The sequence below is a fragment of the Pantoea sp. C2G6 genome, from assembly GCF_051336815.1.
GTDB lineage: Bacteria > Pseudomonadota > Gammaproteobacteria > Enterobacterales > Enterobacteriaceae > Pantoea.
This window is the reverse complement of record NZ_JBGMNJ010000008.1, coordinates 155,972-169,711: the sequence shown is the minus strand read 5'-3', so window position 1 is coordinate 169,711 and position 13,740 is coordinate 155,972. Positions and strand designations below refer to the sequence as shown.

Below are 13,740 nucleotides of genomic sequence, written 5' to 3'. Positions count from 1 at the left end.
GGAGACAGCCAACCAGAAAATTTTGTAGTAATATTGCCCTCTTGTGATGCGTTTTGATTGTTAGCGTTAAATTCGATAGATAAGACCAAAACGCAGCTTTTGAATTTTTTTAATAACCAGTGGAAATACGATGCGTCTTTTGGAATTAGCTGAGAAAAACAGAAAAGAAGCGAATAAGCTACTTAACCCGAAGACTAAATCAGCACTCGGTCAATTTATGACGCCTGCCCCGATTTGTCTGTTTATGGCAAGCCTGTTCGAAAACATCGGAAGTAACGTAGAATTACTTGATCCGGGCTGTGGGGTCGGATCGCTTTCTGCTGCATTTGCAGATCGAGCCCTATCTCTGGGAGTAGAAAAAATAGAGCTGGATCTCTATGAGATTGAAGAGGTGATGTTTCCTTTCCTGGAAAACACACTTAAATCATGTGCAAATGAGTTTGGCAACAACCTCTCATATAAAATTAATAAAAAAGACTACATAACTGAGGCAAGCCTGCGCATACAAAACCTTTTCTTATCCGAAGGGACTGAAAAGTACAGCCATGTAATTATAAACCCTCCCTATAAGAAAATTACCTCCTCCAGTTCGCACCGAATCTCGATGAGTAATGCAGGGATTGAAACCGTCAATTTATATTCAGGCTTCGTCGCTTTGGCATTAAAACAGCTGAAGCCTGGCGGAGAGTTAGTCGCCATCATCCCTCGTTCCTTCTGCAATGGCCCTTACTATCAGCCTTTTCGTGAACAGTTGCTTTCTGAGACATCCATCAGGCACATCCACATTTTCGACTCGCGCAGCACTGCTTTTTCAGAAGATGAGGTTCTACAGGAAAATATCATTATTCACTGCATAAAAGGTGTTGCTCAGGAAGAGGTCACGATCACGTCAAGTCCGACGGCTGATTTTCACCTTGATGACGAAACCGGACAAATAACAGTGACCGATATGACCCATCGTAAGGTTTCCATAGATCAAATAGTAAAGCCTGAAGACAAACAGAAATTCATACATATTGCAGCAAGCCCGCGTGAACAGGATATAATTGAAAGATTATCACCATTCACATCAACCTTAGACGATCTGAAAATTCAGGTCAGTACCGGGCCTGTGGTAAACTTTCGACTTCGGGAAGACCTGCGCGAAACGTTAGATGCAGAGTCGGTCCCGCTGCTTTTCCCTCAGCATTTAAATGGAAAAGTTCATTGGCCACTCGATGGAAAAAAGCCAAATGCTATAAGGGTTTCAGAGTCATCACGTCCATGGCTTTGGAAAAATGAAGGCTACTTTTTGATCGTGAAAAGGTTTAGCAGTAAAGAAGAAAAACGTCGGATTGTAGCAACGTTGTATGATTCATCACTGCCGGGTGATTTGATCGGTTTTGAAAATAAAACCAATGTTTTTCATACCAGAAAAGTGGGTATGGACGCAGCTCTTGCCCGTGGGCTGTATATCTATTTAAACTGTACCTTGCTGGATAAATATTATCGCCAGTTCGGCGGTCACACACAGATAAATGCCTCAGACCTGAGATCGATCCATTATCCTTCGCTGGAAATTTTGCGAAAAATGGGCAGTGAGTCAGGCGATGACATACTTACGCAGAACCAGATTGATGAAATAATCAGCAGGGAATTAGATCTGATGACCGAAGGAAAAAAGAGCGATCCACTTAAAGCGCAAGAAAAAATTGAACAAGCCCTTGAAATATTGCGCTTATTAGGGATGCCACGTACTCAGATAAATGAACGTTCAGCGCTGACCTTACTTGCGCTGCTTGACCTTCATCCTGATGGATGCTGGTCAACAATAGAACGGCCAATGAGGGGAGTAACGCCTATCATGGATTGGTGTCGGGACGTATATGGAAAAGAATATGCACCAAATACACGTGAAACGTTCCGCCGCCAGACACTCCATCAATTTTGTGATGGGGGAATAGCTTTATATAATCCTGATGAACCCAGCCGTGCGGTTAATTCGCCCAAAGCCTGCTATCAAATAGCTCCTGAACTGCATACCGTTCTGCTGACGTATGGCACTCCTGAGTGGGATGAGTCACTTAAAAAACATCTGGGAAACATTGCTACCTTAGTCGAACAGTATGCAATGGCAAGACAAATGGAAATGATCCCTTTGAAGCTGAATGATGGAACGGATCTCATCTTAAGTCCGGGTGCCCACAGTCAGTTGATCAAGGATATTATTGTTGAGTTTGGCCCCCGCTTTGCTCCAGAAGCTGAGGTTATCTATATCGGTGATACAGGCGCTAAAGAAGATTACTTCCGTAAGGAGCGACTTGCCGAACTGGGAGTAACAGTAAACCGTAAAGGAAAGCTGCCTGATGTGGTGCTCTATTGGGAAAAACGTAACTGGTTACTGCTTATCGAGTCAGTCACCTCTCATGGCCCGGTTGATGCAAAACGCCACGGTGAATTAGCGAAATTATTCGCGGATGCAAAACCCGGATTGGTTTATGTTACAGCGTTCCCTGACCGTAAATTAATGGCTAAATACCTGATAGATCTATCATGGGAAACAGAGGTTTGGGTCGCAGGTGCACCTACACATATGATCCATCTGAATGGGGACCGATTCCTCGGTCCTCATACCTGAAGTAAAACGAGCTGGCACTGATGGAGCATGGAATATGCTCCATTCTATTGAATTTTGTGAAGATCACTATGTTGTAATTATCCTGTGTAATTGTTCCATTCGCATTTAGCGATTTTCCGGCAGACTCGTTTTGCCAGTAAAGGAGATTGCTATGTTTAGAGCGCGTTTTACTGAGCATCAGATCATTGCCGTAATCAGATCGGTTTAAGCCGACCTGACAGTCAGATGATGTATCTCAACTTGTTCAACCACGTCGCGCATACTCTATTACTTGCCTATGTACCGCCCCGATACAGCTTACATAGCTGGAGGTGGATCCAATGGGATGTCACGCTACCGCAGCAAGGAAAAACAGCTGAACAGTTCTTCTACTAGTTTATTCCACTGAAATTGCGCGTCACTCGGCCCTGCCAGCAGGAAACTGCACCGGGTCAGGGGTTTGTCACGTTCAGAACGTACTGAACCTCTGTCCAATCTGCTCTTTTCTTCAGGTGCACGCCGGTGTCCTGACAAGATGCTGTTTTGGCGGCGGCTGTACCCGATATGAAAATCCATCGCATTGATAGCCAGTCATTTCATGCCCATGATGATTTCCCGACAGCGCGACATCCCGTTATTGATATTTTTTACCGTCGCGGTTGGGTAGAATGCACAATTAACTTAATGCCATCAGCCTCTACGAATGTCATCCAGAAGCAGGAATTCGCTTCCTCACGGATAGCAAAATATGCAGCTAAAGCCACTCATCAAAGGTCGTTTTCATAGCATCTGGCAACAGGACAATGCCTTTATCGAGAGAACCTTTCGCGAACTGCTCTCAGATAAGCAGGTTATTGCCGAAAATGAGCATATTTATCATCAGGGCCAATTTATTGACCGTTTAATCATGGTCGAATCAGGCAGAATATCCCTGCGTTACAGCGCGGAAAACGGCCGCCGCTTCCAGCTGGGCGCAATGGAATGCGATGAGCAACTCTTCGGAGAAATGGAGTTTTTTACAGGCTATCGCTGCCAGCTGGATATTGTGGCGGAAGAACCGCTTACCGTAGCGGTATGCAGCTGCGAACGGCTCGAAGAAGCGCTGAATCAACATCCCAGGCTGGCGATATTTTTTGCCAGCGCCATAGCGGTAGACTACCAGGATACGCTGGAAATCTTCCTGCATCGCATGCTCTACCCCATTGTTCATAATGTTGCCTATGACCTTTACCGGCAGCATCTGAACAAGCAGCCCATGGATGGATTCAGTAAGAATTATCAGGAAGCGGAAAGATTCGGCACTACCGACCGCGTCTATCGACGTGCGGTTAAAGCGCTTATTGATGCCGGCCTGGTGGTACGAACTAAACGGGGGCTTGTCATTCAGGATCTTGAGGGGTTGCGGCAGTTTGTCGGCAACGATATTGTCGAATGACGCGCCGGAAGCCTGTCTGGCGCGCCATTCAAATCCGATTAAAACTTCCAGCTGAGACTAAAGTAGTGCCCGAGCCCGGTGGTACGGCCTGCCCCGCCGTGGTTTTGCATCAGCGCCATGTTGCGGAAATATTTTAAGCCGTAGCCTACCGCATACTTTTCTGTCTGCCAGTAGAGTCCGTTATACCATTCAATCGCATTGTTACTGTAAAGCGAGCGATCGCTATTTTTATTCGCGGCGAATTGATAATCGAAATACCCCTGGTAATTTAAATGGCTGCCATTGGCAAACTGGTAAAAGGGTGTTGACCAGTTCGTGGAGAACATATATCCGTCCCACTTGCCTTCGTTTTCGGTGCCATAGTTTTCCCGCACATAGTGAGCATAGATATTCATCCCGACCATGCCGAACCAGGGGACTTTCACATCCGTCCCAAGCCCTATATAGTGCTCAAATAGTTCGCGATCGCCAATGTTATTGACCGTTGCGATATAGAACTCGTTGAATGGGCCTACGGATAAATCTTTGTTGAAAATGGCATCCAGCGAAAAACGTGGTGATATTTTAGCAAAAAAATTATCCCCGCCATGGCGATCGTCTTGCTTGCTGTCAAACAGATCAAAAATATCAACATAACCGTAAAGATCGACAATACCCGATCGCGCGCCAAACTCCATTTCAAGATAAGTGTCATTACGAATTCCGTAGGGGACTTTAGCATCAACGCTCTGCATTAAATTCATTTGCATCCAGCTAAAATCGTTCTTTCTGATATTGCCGTCACGATAGTCCGCAGCTACTGCCTGAGAACAGCCAACACTGATTATCATTGCTAACACTGTTTTTTTGGCATTGAACATATTCCATTCCTTTGATAAAGCCTGAGCCTCATTGCTCCTGAAAGGGAGCAATGCTACAAGGTTAAACTAAAAGAGAGAGATGAATTGATTATGCTGCTTTACGCTTTAATTTGAGGGTAGCAATCAGCATGACAAAGATGATGAAATATAAAACAGGCATCGCATACATGATTTTCTGTAGACCCATCGTCTTTTCCATTAACGCACTGATCGCCGGGCTAAACATGGCACCCGCGCTTCCGCTAATTAATATAAAAGAGACATTCTGACTGCTGGCACGCTTAACAAAAGATACGCCATAGGCAATAAATGAGTTGTAAAGTGCTGCGCATACAAAGCCATAGCTGTAAGCCAGGTAATCTAAGCCAGAAAGCGTTTCTTTCGTGACAATAATCGTCGTAATAACGCAGGCCAGTAGAATAATGCTTAACAGGAAATAGTGTATCTTTACCCGTGCTACAATAACGGTTGAAACTAATGCCCCGACCAGCGCAGCTCCCCAATATTGAGTAATGATGTTTCCGGCCTCTTCAAAGGGAATGCCGAATTTGTTTTTCACAAACAGCGGTGCCCAGGTCAGGAAGGTATAAAGCGCCAGCATACCGAGAAACAGGCCAATCCCGCCGCTGATGATTCCAGGGTTCCACTCAGATTTTACCGGGTCAGAGGGTCCTGAAGAGGGTGCTGCTTCACAGGCATTAAAGCGGGTCAGAGCCACAATACCCAGCGTGACAAGCGCCACCATACCTACGCTCAGGTAACTGTAACTCCATGACATGTTGTGCGTCAGGGCAAAAGTGGTGATCAGCGGGAAGACCACGCCCGCAACGTTAAAGGTAGCATCCTGCACCACCAGCATCGTGCTCTGGATACGGTCCTGCCAGACGGAAACCACGATGGTACCCGCTACGCACAGGCCAATGCCGCCGCAGAGCCCCACCAGAGTCATCGCCACCATAACCGGCCACAATGTGCTGCTCACATGCATCGCCAGCGCGCAAAGGAAAACAACTGAGTAGATAATCAGCGTCATGCGTTTTACGCCGACTTTTTCAATAAGGAAAAATGCGGCTACCGTCCCTGCCAGTGCTCCGCCGTTAAGCAAAGAGAAAACAGACGCAACCGCGTTGATGTCCGCATTATAATGCTCTGCAATGGGTTCAATCAGCATGCCAAACTGGCTGGCAAATCCCGCCATAATAAAATTTGCCAGAAAACTAATCAGGGTGAGTGAGAGTTTATTTTTCATATAAAGCATCCCTTCTGGTATCAATTGAACGAAAGCTAAGCTGTAATCGCTGTATTCAGAGCCAGTTCAATCATATTATTAAAAGTTAACTGCCGTTCTTCCGCTGTGGTATCTTCTCCGGTGAGGCAATGATCGGAGACCGTTAAAATGGCAAGGGCTTCAATTGCAAACTGATGTGCTAAGGCATAAAGCCCGGCAACTTCCATATCAATCCCCAGCACTCCAAATTTCTCCAGCGCGGGGATCAGATTTTCATCCGGGTCGTAATAGAGATCGCCACTAAAGACGTTACCAACCTTTATGTCAATGCCACTTTTTTGCGCGATTAACCATGCCTGATGCAGCAGTTTAAAATCAGCGGATGCCGCCATTGAATAACCTGAACTGCGTTTCAGGTTTGTGACAGAATCTGTCCCGGCGGCAACAGCCAATATAATATCGCGCATTTTAATATGTTGCTGAGTCGCCCCCAGGCTACCTACGCGAATGATCCTCTTAACGCCAAAATCATTAACCAGTTCATGAGCGTAAAGCGTCATTGACGGGATTCCCATCCCATGCCCCATCACCGATACTTGCTTTCCTAAATAAGAACCGGTGTATCCCAACATGTTGCGAACGTTAGTCACCTCCTGATAATCCAGAAGATAGTTTTCAGCGATAAATTTAGCGCGCAGCGGATCGCCAGGCATAATAACAGTCGAAGCAAAATCGCCGGATTTGGCATTAATATGTGCAGTCATAACAGCTCCAGAATTTATTAGTTAACATATGCTGGAAGTGTATCCTGCCGTAAGGTAGGTACGGAGGACAAAAGTCCTGCTCAAACGATCGGCTTCTCATTTTTGAGAGTTATTCTTTTTAAGGGACACAGATGTTCAGACTGTGTGGATGATAAAAATACGCATCCGCATATTGGTTTAAGGCGGGTCATTTTGTTGTAAAAAGCCGGGTGCAAGCTAAAACGAGGGTTATGAATGATTCGATAGTCACCCTTCCACCAGCCTGAGAATTACGCACAGGAATAATGAGGCGGGGCCTGAAGCGCTCTGATACCGTCCTGAAAGCGTGACCAGTGAAACCTTGGGTAAAAACTGAGTAAATCGCATTATGCAAATGAACCGGATCAAACAGGCTCTCGTTCAGGTGGGATCGTCCACATTGACGTTTTGAAATCTATCTCTGACCAGCGAGCAAGTCGCAGTTCACTGGAGATAATAAGGATGAGTAGAGTGAGCTGTGTTGCCTGGAGGGGGAGTGGTCTGCCGGTTTAGACATAAAAATTTGTTCTTAAGCGGCTTAAATTTGTATTATATGGTGCGAAGACCGGACTCGAATCATTAAATAACTAATTGTAATGCCTTGAATATAAAAGAAAAATAATAATAAGTGCTCTCTTTTGTGTCCCCAAGCGTTTTTTTGCCCATTACCGAATTGTAAGCCACCAAGTTTTCTTTGGTTAGATTCCGTGTACCGGATTCTAACCGGAACCATCCAACATTAGGTCGTTAATTCTAATGAGTTCTTCCCACTAGATACCAAAGTTGACTCCTTCAGATATGGAGTATAAAAGTTTTTTTATGAAAAACTGTCCATGCTGTTCACTCGTGATTTTCATAATTAATATTCAATAAGTTACCATGTGAATGGTTGGTGAATAGTGAACACTTTACTATTCACCTACGCATGCTTATAGATGTATCCGTTGAAATCTGCTGTGAACGAAGAACTAACGCTTATACATCCCCGTTATCTTCAGATTTCAGAATGTCAAGGTCAGCCTGACTCATGCGCATCTAACAAAACTGTGGCAACTCATATTTTTCTTTTGCTTCTCAATAATTGAACTAACTCTTTACGAGATCTATACAGGTTATCTTTTATCTCGTTATGAGAACGCCTTTTTTTTCTTTCAACCACACCTTGAAGCGTAAACATTCTTGATATGCTCTCTAGCTTTTTAGCTCCAAGGGTCTCAAATACCCACTCCATGAAATCATTACTATAAATTGGAAGTGTATTATGTGATTCTCGATGAACCGCAATCGCATTGAGCCCAGTGAGGTTCAATATATCCCAAACATCAACATCGCAAGTTAATATTTGTGCAAGATGAAATTGTGTATTATTTTCATCACTAATAGTATTAGTCAGCAAATCTAACATTCTAGCCATGAATAAATCCATAGCACAGTTTCTAATCAATTGTAGTGGTTCAGGTGTATTTGTAAGACCATTAAGCTTCCTGGTTGTTTTCAACTTATTCCTGTGAAAAATAACGTCAACACAAACAGCGATTTCCTTTGGCATTAAAATAGATATTTCTTTATCAATAATAGACAAAAGGTCCATTAACTTATTCTCAGAGGAACGTTTTGAACTATATTCAATTATTTTAGTCTTTAACAACAACAACTCCATTAGGTCTACTATCTCCGAAAACTGACCAAACGAGGATCCACTTTTATTATAGTAGTCGAATAGAAGTACATCGGCTTCCCGTTCAGACACATCCTTATATTTCTCTAAAAATAATTCTCTCCACGATGAATTGAAGGGAGAGTTCACCATAGAAATTGATTTTAAAGCAGAGACCGTTTCTCTAACCTTTTCAATATCAGTTTCTTTCAGGTTATTTTCTATCTCAGACATATACAATGCCATGTTTAAGATATTAATATCATCTTGCGATATGCTTTCAGATATAGAGCTACAGACCTGATAAACTCGTTCTGATGGCTGAGCTTCATAGGCAAATGAACGAATATAGCTAGCAGTATTACTATCAACATATATTGCTGTTGAAATGAAATGCTTTGTTATGCCTTTACTTTCAATCACTTCTTTATCAATAACACATAGCGAATTCCCTTTAAATGGCGTTAAGAGGTAACATTTTGGTGACAACTCTTTTTTGGGAAGATAAAACGGCCCACTCACAGACTCGTGCGAATAAATAACCCTCCACTCCTTTAAGTCGTTTTTGAAATATTCATACTGCTCCACAGCATCACTAAATGATGGAGCATTCCCTATTTCATTCAACAGCTTTAATGTATTGATTTCCTTGTTCATACTTACTCATAAAATTAAGGCAACAATAATCTCATAATATCACATCAGAATATTAGACAATATGGCCTGCGTCACAAAACACCGCTGTGGCAACTCTTTTGAAAATCTAAATAATTTAAAAAATTAAAACAAACTAAAATACCGACTCTATGGCCAGATTAAATTAGCTACTTCCAGTGCAAATTCAGATGCCGTCGAGACCATGTTATACCCCATCTAATCGTAATAAAGAGGATGCGAGGAAACAAAGATTGACGTGGTTTACTCATTGTTTACTGATACTTTTCATGGTTTTTAAAATTGAATGGCTCCATTCATTAGAAAAAAAATCTCAATTTTTAATTTTCTTAGAGCGTAATGCTTTTACCTTTATCAAATCGCTCTCACCCTTACGTCCATTCAAAATATAATGCGTTTCGCAAAAAACTCTATACTTCGAAAAAAAAGCTGAAAGTGCCCTATGTAATTCAAATGCCCATGAAAGACGCTCAACTTCCTTATCAAAAAATTGGTGTATAAACTCAGCATTCTCTCTAAGATGAAAAACATTATTTCTAAATACCCTCAACGAATCCGAATGTTCTTTCATCAACTTTCCGATGCCATCTGAAATTGGTAGTAATTCTTTGAAATTTTTAGGGCGTTCATTTTCAACTAAAAGTCGTATTTTTAACGATCGGAAGCCTTCGCAGACAACACCTAAAAAACCTAGCCATGTAGAAAGATATATACCCATATCAAATTGTTCGCGATGACTCAAATGACCATTCATTTTCTGGTTTAAATTATTGTAATTTTTAAACATAAGATCAGCCGTTTCGAAATAATGAATTTGGAGTGTCAGTACACGGTCATGATTGCGACTCGGGAGCATATCGTCAGGGTTTCGGCCATCTATTTCGATAGCGTAGATGTGTGGTGCATTAGCAAGATAATACATATCGCGATCTGGGAAAATCAATTCCCCATCATTTAGTGCTTTATTCAAATGTTCCTCAACATCATTATAACTTTTGAAACCGTAGACTGTAAGATTCTTCCCAGCAAAGCTAGTTAGCCACCAAGAATTAAACCCTCCTATCTCACCCTGCTCCCCAAAATCAAAATCTACGATACCTGAATCCAGTTCTACCAGGCATCCAGCTCCATGTTTATAATATTTAACACCCCCCTCTAACTCACCAACCTTGGGTATATCAGATTTAATCCATCCATAACTACTGGATGGCATTTGGATGCCAGAACGATGCATTAGCTTTAAAGCTACCTGTACACTATCTTGAAAGTCAGCAATCAAACGATAAAGATTTTCTTTCATACTACAAGCCCATTCCCTTTTGTTGAGTAAGTGATGTGTTACGTCTCCTGACCTACGGATACGCTATTATAGATAAAATCTCCTTTTCCGAGGAACTAACATTGGTTATGCTTCAAGCCCTCAGCTCGTCAGGTCCCAGTCTTTTTGAAGCATGCCTCTGATTTACAGATGCGCTTATTCACTTTAACGTTCGCCTCTGACATCGAGCGGCCTGATAACTTTTAAGGATGAGAAATTTTTTTTGAAAAACTATTCAGATTATTCACTTTAGCTGTTTTACCAGTAAAAAAAGACCGGCAGTTGCCGGTCAGGGTAGTTTATTTCGCGGTGAGGTCATTGCACTTCGGCAACCAGTCGCCGTTGCTTTCCTTTTTAAGCGTCAGGTTAGTCTGCATCCCTGATTTGTTCGCCGCTTGTCATAGTTCAGGCCGTATTCTTTTAGTATGGAGGGTAATACCCTGCCGAACATCGTCAGGCTCAGGGTGTTCTTGTAGCCGTGTGCCTCCATGTAGACCAGATAGGCGTGATAGAGATACAGGCGAGGCTGGCGCGGAATAATGTTCGCATTACCCATATAAATCCCGTCAGCGTCCGGCAGGGCTCGAAGATAGCCACAGAAGTCGAATGCCGGATCGGCGTCCCGCTTGATGCTCAGTGCTTCGCCGGAGTTCTGCTGCGACTGAAGCAGCGTGCGGACGGTCATCGGGTCGCTGAACTTCAGCATAAGCTGGCGCACAATCACGGCCAGCTCGCGGGCGATTTTGTTCTTGAGCTGCGGGTCGCGTTCTTCCGGGGCAATCTGCTCCGGGAAATGCAGAATCACCCGGCGACGGAAAACACCGCAGCTGCGGTCGGTGAAGCGCATCAGGTTATCGTTCACGGCAAGAATCACCGCCGGTGATGGCCTTGAGCACTGCCCCGTCACCGCTCCACTTTTCCTGGTCAGGCAAACGGATCAGCAAGAAGCTTATAAGCGCAGCACGTTCACGCGGTGATTCCAGCGTTTCGATGGTGGCTGACGTGGCGTTATCTTCCCCGGCAAGCATGGTCGCAATTTCGGCCAGAATACTTTTCCCGCTGCCAGTCGTAGCGGTTCGTCAGCACCAAAGACGTAGCTTATTTGGTTGGTGAAGCACTGACGTGGGCGGCTGTGACCCTGCCGGAAAGTGTGCTGAAAGAGGCTCCACTGCTGGAGAATATCGGCCTGCACCGTCCGGCCCTGACAGGTATTGATATGGCGCTTTATACGAGCCCTCTGCGCCGTTAGAAGCTGGCTGAATCAATCCAGGCACAGAATGCAAAACTTCAGGAGGGCAGCCAGAAAATGATGCATTGTCCTTACTGCAAAAGTGCGGCACATATCAAATCGAGTCGCTATATGTCCGAACAGGTAAAAGAGCGTTATCACCAGTGCACTAACCTGGACTGCTCCTGCACTTTCAAGACGAATGAGAGCATCAGAAAGGTCATTACCGCACCGCCACAGCCGGAAAACGTACCGGAAGCACCACCGGGACCGGTAAGAGAACGTCAAACGCTGGGCCGTTACGGCTCAGCATTCCGCCAGTTTCATTAATCCCCCACGGCCGCTGCACAACCAGCGGCTTTTTATGTCTGTACTTTGTCTTTCTGAAGCCCTTTTTCTGGCCAGCCGCTTTGTAGAGAGTGATGCACGCATAGCCTGCATGGATTTGCATGAAAAAACATGCACCGCTTTCCACCTTTCAGACCATGCCGGGCGCGGCCCGGCCCGTATCATGCGCCTGCATGAAAAATGATGCATAAAGCGGGCAGGCGTGGCGGAGATAGCATTGCGCGCGATGCCAATAAAAACATTTACATCGACGCCTTTTTTTTGGGGCATCCTGTGTAGTAAATTTATGAATACAAAACCACTATATCTTCAAGGGATCCTGACTATGCCTACTACACCGGATGGGTATGTTTCATATTTAAAACCAAGCAGCAATAAATGGAAAGCATTAAACGACGACTCATATCTTTATTGGCGAGACCTTCAGGCCAATAAAGTTATACAGGATGCAGGAACTCCTATTCCTGCTGAGCTACCATTATCTGAAGTGGAAAAAAAAGACTTAAAAGAAAACCAAGAATATATAAATGAATTTTTTCTAAAATCATTACAATTCCCTAACTTATCATTTTTCGCAGGCAGCGGTACTTCTCTAGGTGATGTTGGTGGACCAAGTATGTGGGATCTATGGAAGTGTGCTATGTGGATAGATCCAACAACAGACGAAAAAGGCAATCTAAAACCAATTGCATTAAATGTATGTGAAAAAGTTAAATACCAATATATTGAATATCCTAACATTGAGCATTTCCTTTCAAATTGCGAAGCTTTTCTGGCATTCCACCATGACGGTGAAGTGCTTGAATTTTTAAATGAAGTTAAAACAATAATATTAAATAAGTGTAGATATTTCCTAGAAAATGGAAGTAGCGATCTCTCCTCATATGTAAGTCTACTACAAAAAATGGGGAGGCGGAGAGTAAGAGATCCAAGGCTAAAAGTATTCACAACAAATTATGATTTAACATTTGAGACTGCCGCATCAGAATTAGGAATGATGGTTGTAGATGGACTTTCCTATACAGGTGTAAGAAGGTTCGATGGTAAATATTTTAATTATGATGTAGTTCATAGAGATGAAAATGAACATGAATTCATTGATGGAGTATTCAACCTATTCAAACTACATGGTTCTGTTAGCTGGATAAGAAAAAACGGACAAATATACGAAAATCAAAACCCAACAGCAACAAATGCCTGTTTGATCTATCCAGCGAAAGGTAAATATCAACAAGCTTTTATTCAACCTCATCTTGAATTACTTTCAAGACTTCTTGATTTCCTCAGAAAAAAGAATAGCTGTCTTATTATTTCTGGCTTTGGATTTAACGATGACCATCTTTCAGAACCTATTTATTCAGCAATAAAATCCAACCCTAGCATGAGATTAATTGTGGTGGATTTTAAATGCGCCACACATATAAACAACAAGGGTGAGAATGGGTCTAGTAAATATTGGAGTTTACTTAAAGAGCTTTCATTGTCGGGGTATGATATTCATTTTTTGAATGCGTCATTCAAAGATTTCGTTAATTTAATACCTAACTTAAGAGCATTGACACCTGCAGAACAGTTAGCAAAAGCTATCAAGCATGTAGGAGGCAACAACTAAA

At 43.2% G+C, this 13,740-nt stretch carries 9 protein-coding genes and 2 pseudogenes; 4 read left to right on the top strand and 7 right to left on the bottom strand.

All coding sequences use genetic code 11. From position 1 onward, the window contains the following. Positions 1–130: 130 nt before the first annotated feature. Complete coding sequence (locus tag ACCW71_RS12895; RefSeq protein ID WP_436371919.1) at positions 131–2,617, top strand: BsuBI/PstI family type II restriction endonuclease; 2,487 nt, start codon at positions 131–133, stop codon at positions 2,615–2,617. 727 nt (positions 2,618–3,344) lie between these two features. Beyond that, positions 3,345–4,031, top strand: a complete 687-nt coding sequence (locus ACCW71_RS12890; protein WP_436371917.1) for a Crp/Fnr family transcriptional regulator — start codon at positions 3,345–3,347, stop codon at positions 4,029–4,031. Between the two features lie 38 nt (positions 4,032–4,069). Here the strand turns inward: ACCW71_RS12890 and ACCW71_RS12885 are convergent, their stop codons facing one another. The 7 genes and pseudogenes from ACCW71_RS12885 to ACCW71_RS12855 form a co-directional block, all read right to left on the bottom strand. Beyond that, entirely contained in the window at positions 4,070–4,891 is an 822-nt protein-coding gene (locus ACCW71_RS12885; protein WP_436371915.1) for an outer membrane protein OmpK, read from the bottom strand. A gap of 88 nt (positions 4,892–4,979) precedes the next feature. Continuing rightward, positions 4,980–6,140 (bottom strand): MFS transporter TsgA, encoded by a 1,161-nt coding sequence (tsgA, locus tag ACCW71_RS12880; protein ID WP_436371913.1) that lies wholly within the window; start codon positions 6,138–6,140, stop codon positions 4,980–4,982. Positions 6,141–6,175: 35 nt separating this feature from the next. After that, positions 6,176–6,883, bottom strand: coding sequence for a purine-nucleoside phosphorylase (gene deoD, locus ACCW71_RS12875; protein ID WP_436371911.1), 708 nt, complete (start codon positions 6,881–6,883; stop codon positions 6,176–6,178). A gap of 386 nt (positions 6,884–7,269) precedes the next feature. Next, positions 7,270–7,410 (bottom strand): annotated as a pseudogene (locus tag ACCW71_RS12870) (integrase); the annotation flags it as partial. Positions 7,411–7,955: 545 nt separating this feature from the next. After that, the gene (locus ACCW71_RS12865; protein ID WP_436371910.1) at positions 7,956–9,215 is read right to left on the bottom strand and encodes a hypothetical protein; all 1,260 of its coding nucleotides are present in this window, start codon (positions 9,213–9,215) and stop codon (positions 7,956–7,958) included. A gap of 331 nt (positions 9,216–9,546) precedes the next feature. After that, positions 9,547–10,533: a DUF6896 domain-containing protein gene (locus ACCW71_RS12860; RefSeq protein ID WP_436371908.1), complete on the bottom strand. Its 987-nt coding sequence runs from the start codon at positions 10,531–10,533 to the stop codon at positions 9,547–9,549. A 317-nt stretch (positions 10,534–10,850) separates the two neighbouring features. Beyond that, positions 10,851–11,627 (bottom strand): annotated as a pseudogene (locus tag ACCW71_RS12855) (primase-like DNA-binding domain-containing protein); the annotation flags it as partial. Positions 11,628–11,857: 230 nt separating this feature from the next. On the opposite strand from ACCW71_RS12855, the gene ACCW71_RS12850 reads away from it, so the two are divergent. Beyond that, positions 11,858–12,109 (top strand): ogr/Delta-like zinc finger family protein, encoded by a 252-nt coding sequence (locus ACCW71_RS12850; RefSeq protein WP_436371906.1) that lies wholly within the window; start codon positions 11,858–11,860, stop codon positions 12,107–12,109. Positions 12,110–12,452: 343 nt separating this feature from the next. Then, positions 12,453–13,739, top strand: a complete 1,287-nt coding sequence (locus ACCW71_RS12845) for an SIR2 family protein (RefSeq protein WP_436371904.1) — start codon at positions 12,453–12,455, stop codon at positions 13,737–13,739. Position 13,740: the final 1 nt, after the last annotated feature.

What these genes read in the sequence shown, in the direction of transcription:
- ACCW71_RS12895 (WP_436371919.1), top strand. Translation starts at nt 131, where the DNA reads ATGCGTCTTTTGGAATTAGCTGAGAAAAACAGAAAAGAAGCGAATAAG.
- ACCW71_RS12890 (WP_436371917.1), top strand. Translation starts at nt 3,345, where the DNA reads ATGCAGCTAAAGCCACTCATCAAAGGTCGTTTTCATAGCATCTGGCAA.
- ACCW71_RS12885 (WP_436371915.1), bottom strand. Translation starts at nt 4,891, where the DNA reads ATGTTCAATGCCAAAAAAACAGTGTTAGCAATGATAATCAGTGTTGGC.
- tsgA (WP_436371913.1), bottom strand. Translation starts at nt 6,140, where the DNA reads ATGAAAAATAAACTCTCACTCACCCTGATTAGTTTTCTGGCAAATTTT.
- deoD (WP_436371911.1), bottom strand. Translation starts at nt 6,883, where the DNA reads ATGACTGCACATATTAATGCCAAATCCGGCGATTTTGCTTCGACTGTT.
- ACCW71_RS12865 (WP_436371910.1), bottom strand. Translation starts at nt 9,215, where the DNA reads ATGAACAAGGAAATCAATACATTAAAGCTGTTGAATGAAATAGGGAAT.
- ACCW71_RS12860 (WP_436371908.1), bottom strand. Translation starts at nt 10,533, where the DNA reads ATGAAAGAAAATCTTTATCGTTTGATTGCTGACTTTCAAGATAGTGTA.
- ACCW71_RS12850 (WP_436371906.1), top strand. Translation starts at nt 11,858, where the DNA reads ATGATGCATTGTCCTTACTGCAAAAGTGCGGCACATATCAAATCGAGT.
- ACCW71_RS12845 (WP_436371904.1), top strand. Translation starts at nt 12,453, where the DNA reads ATGCCTACTACACCGGATGGGTATGTTTCATATTTAAAACCAAGCAGC.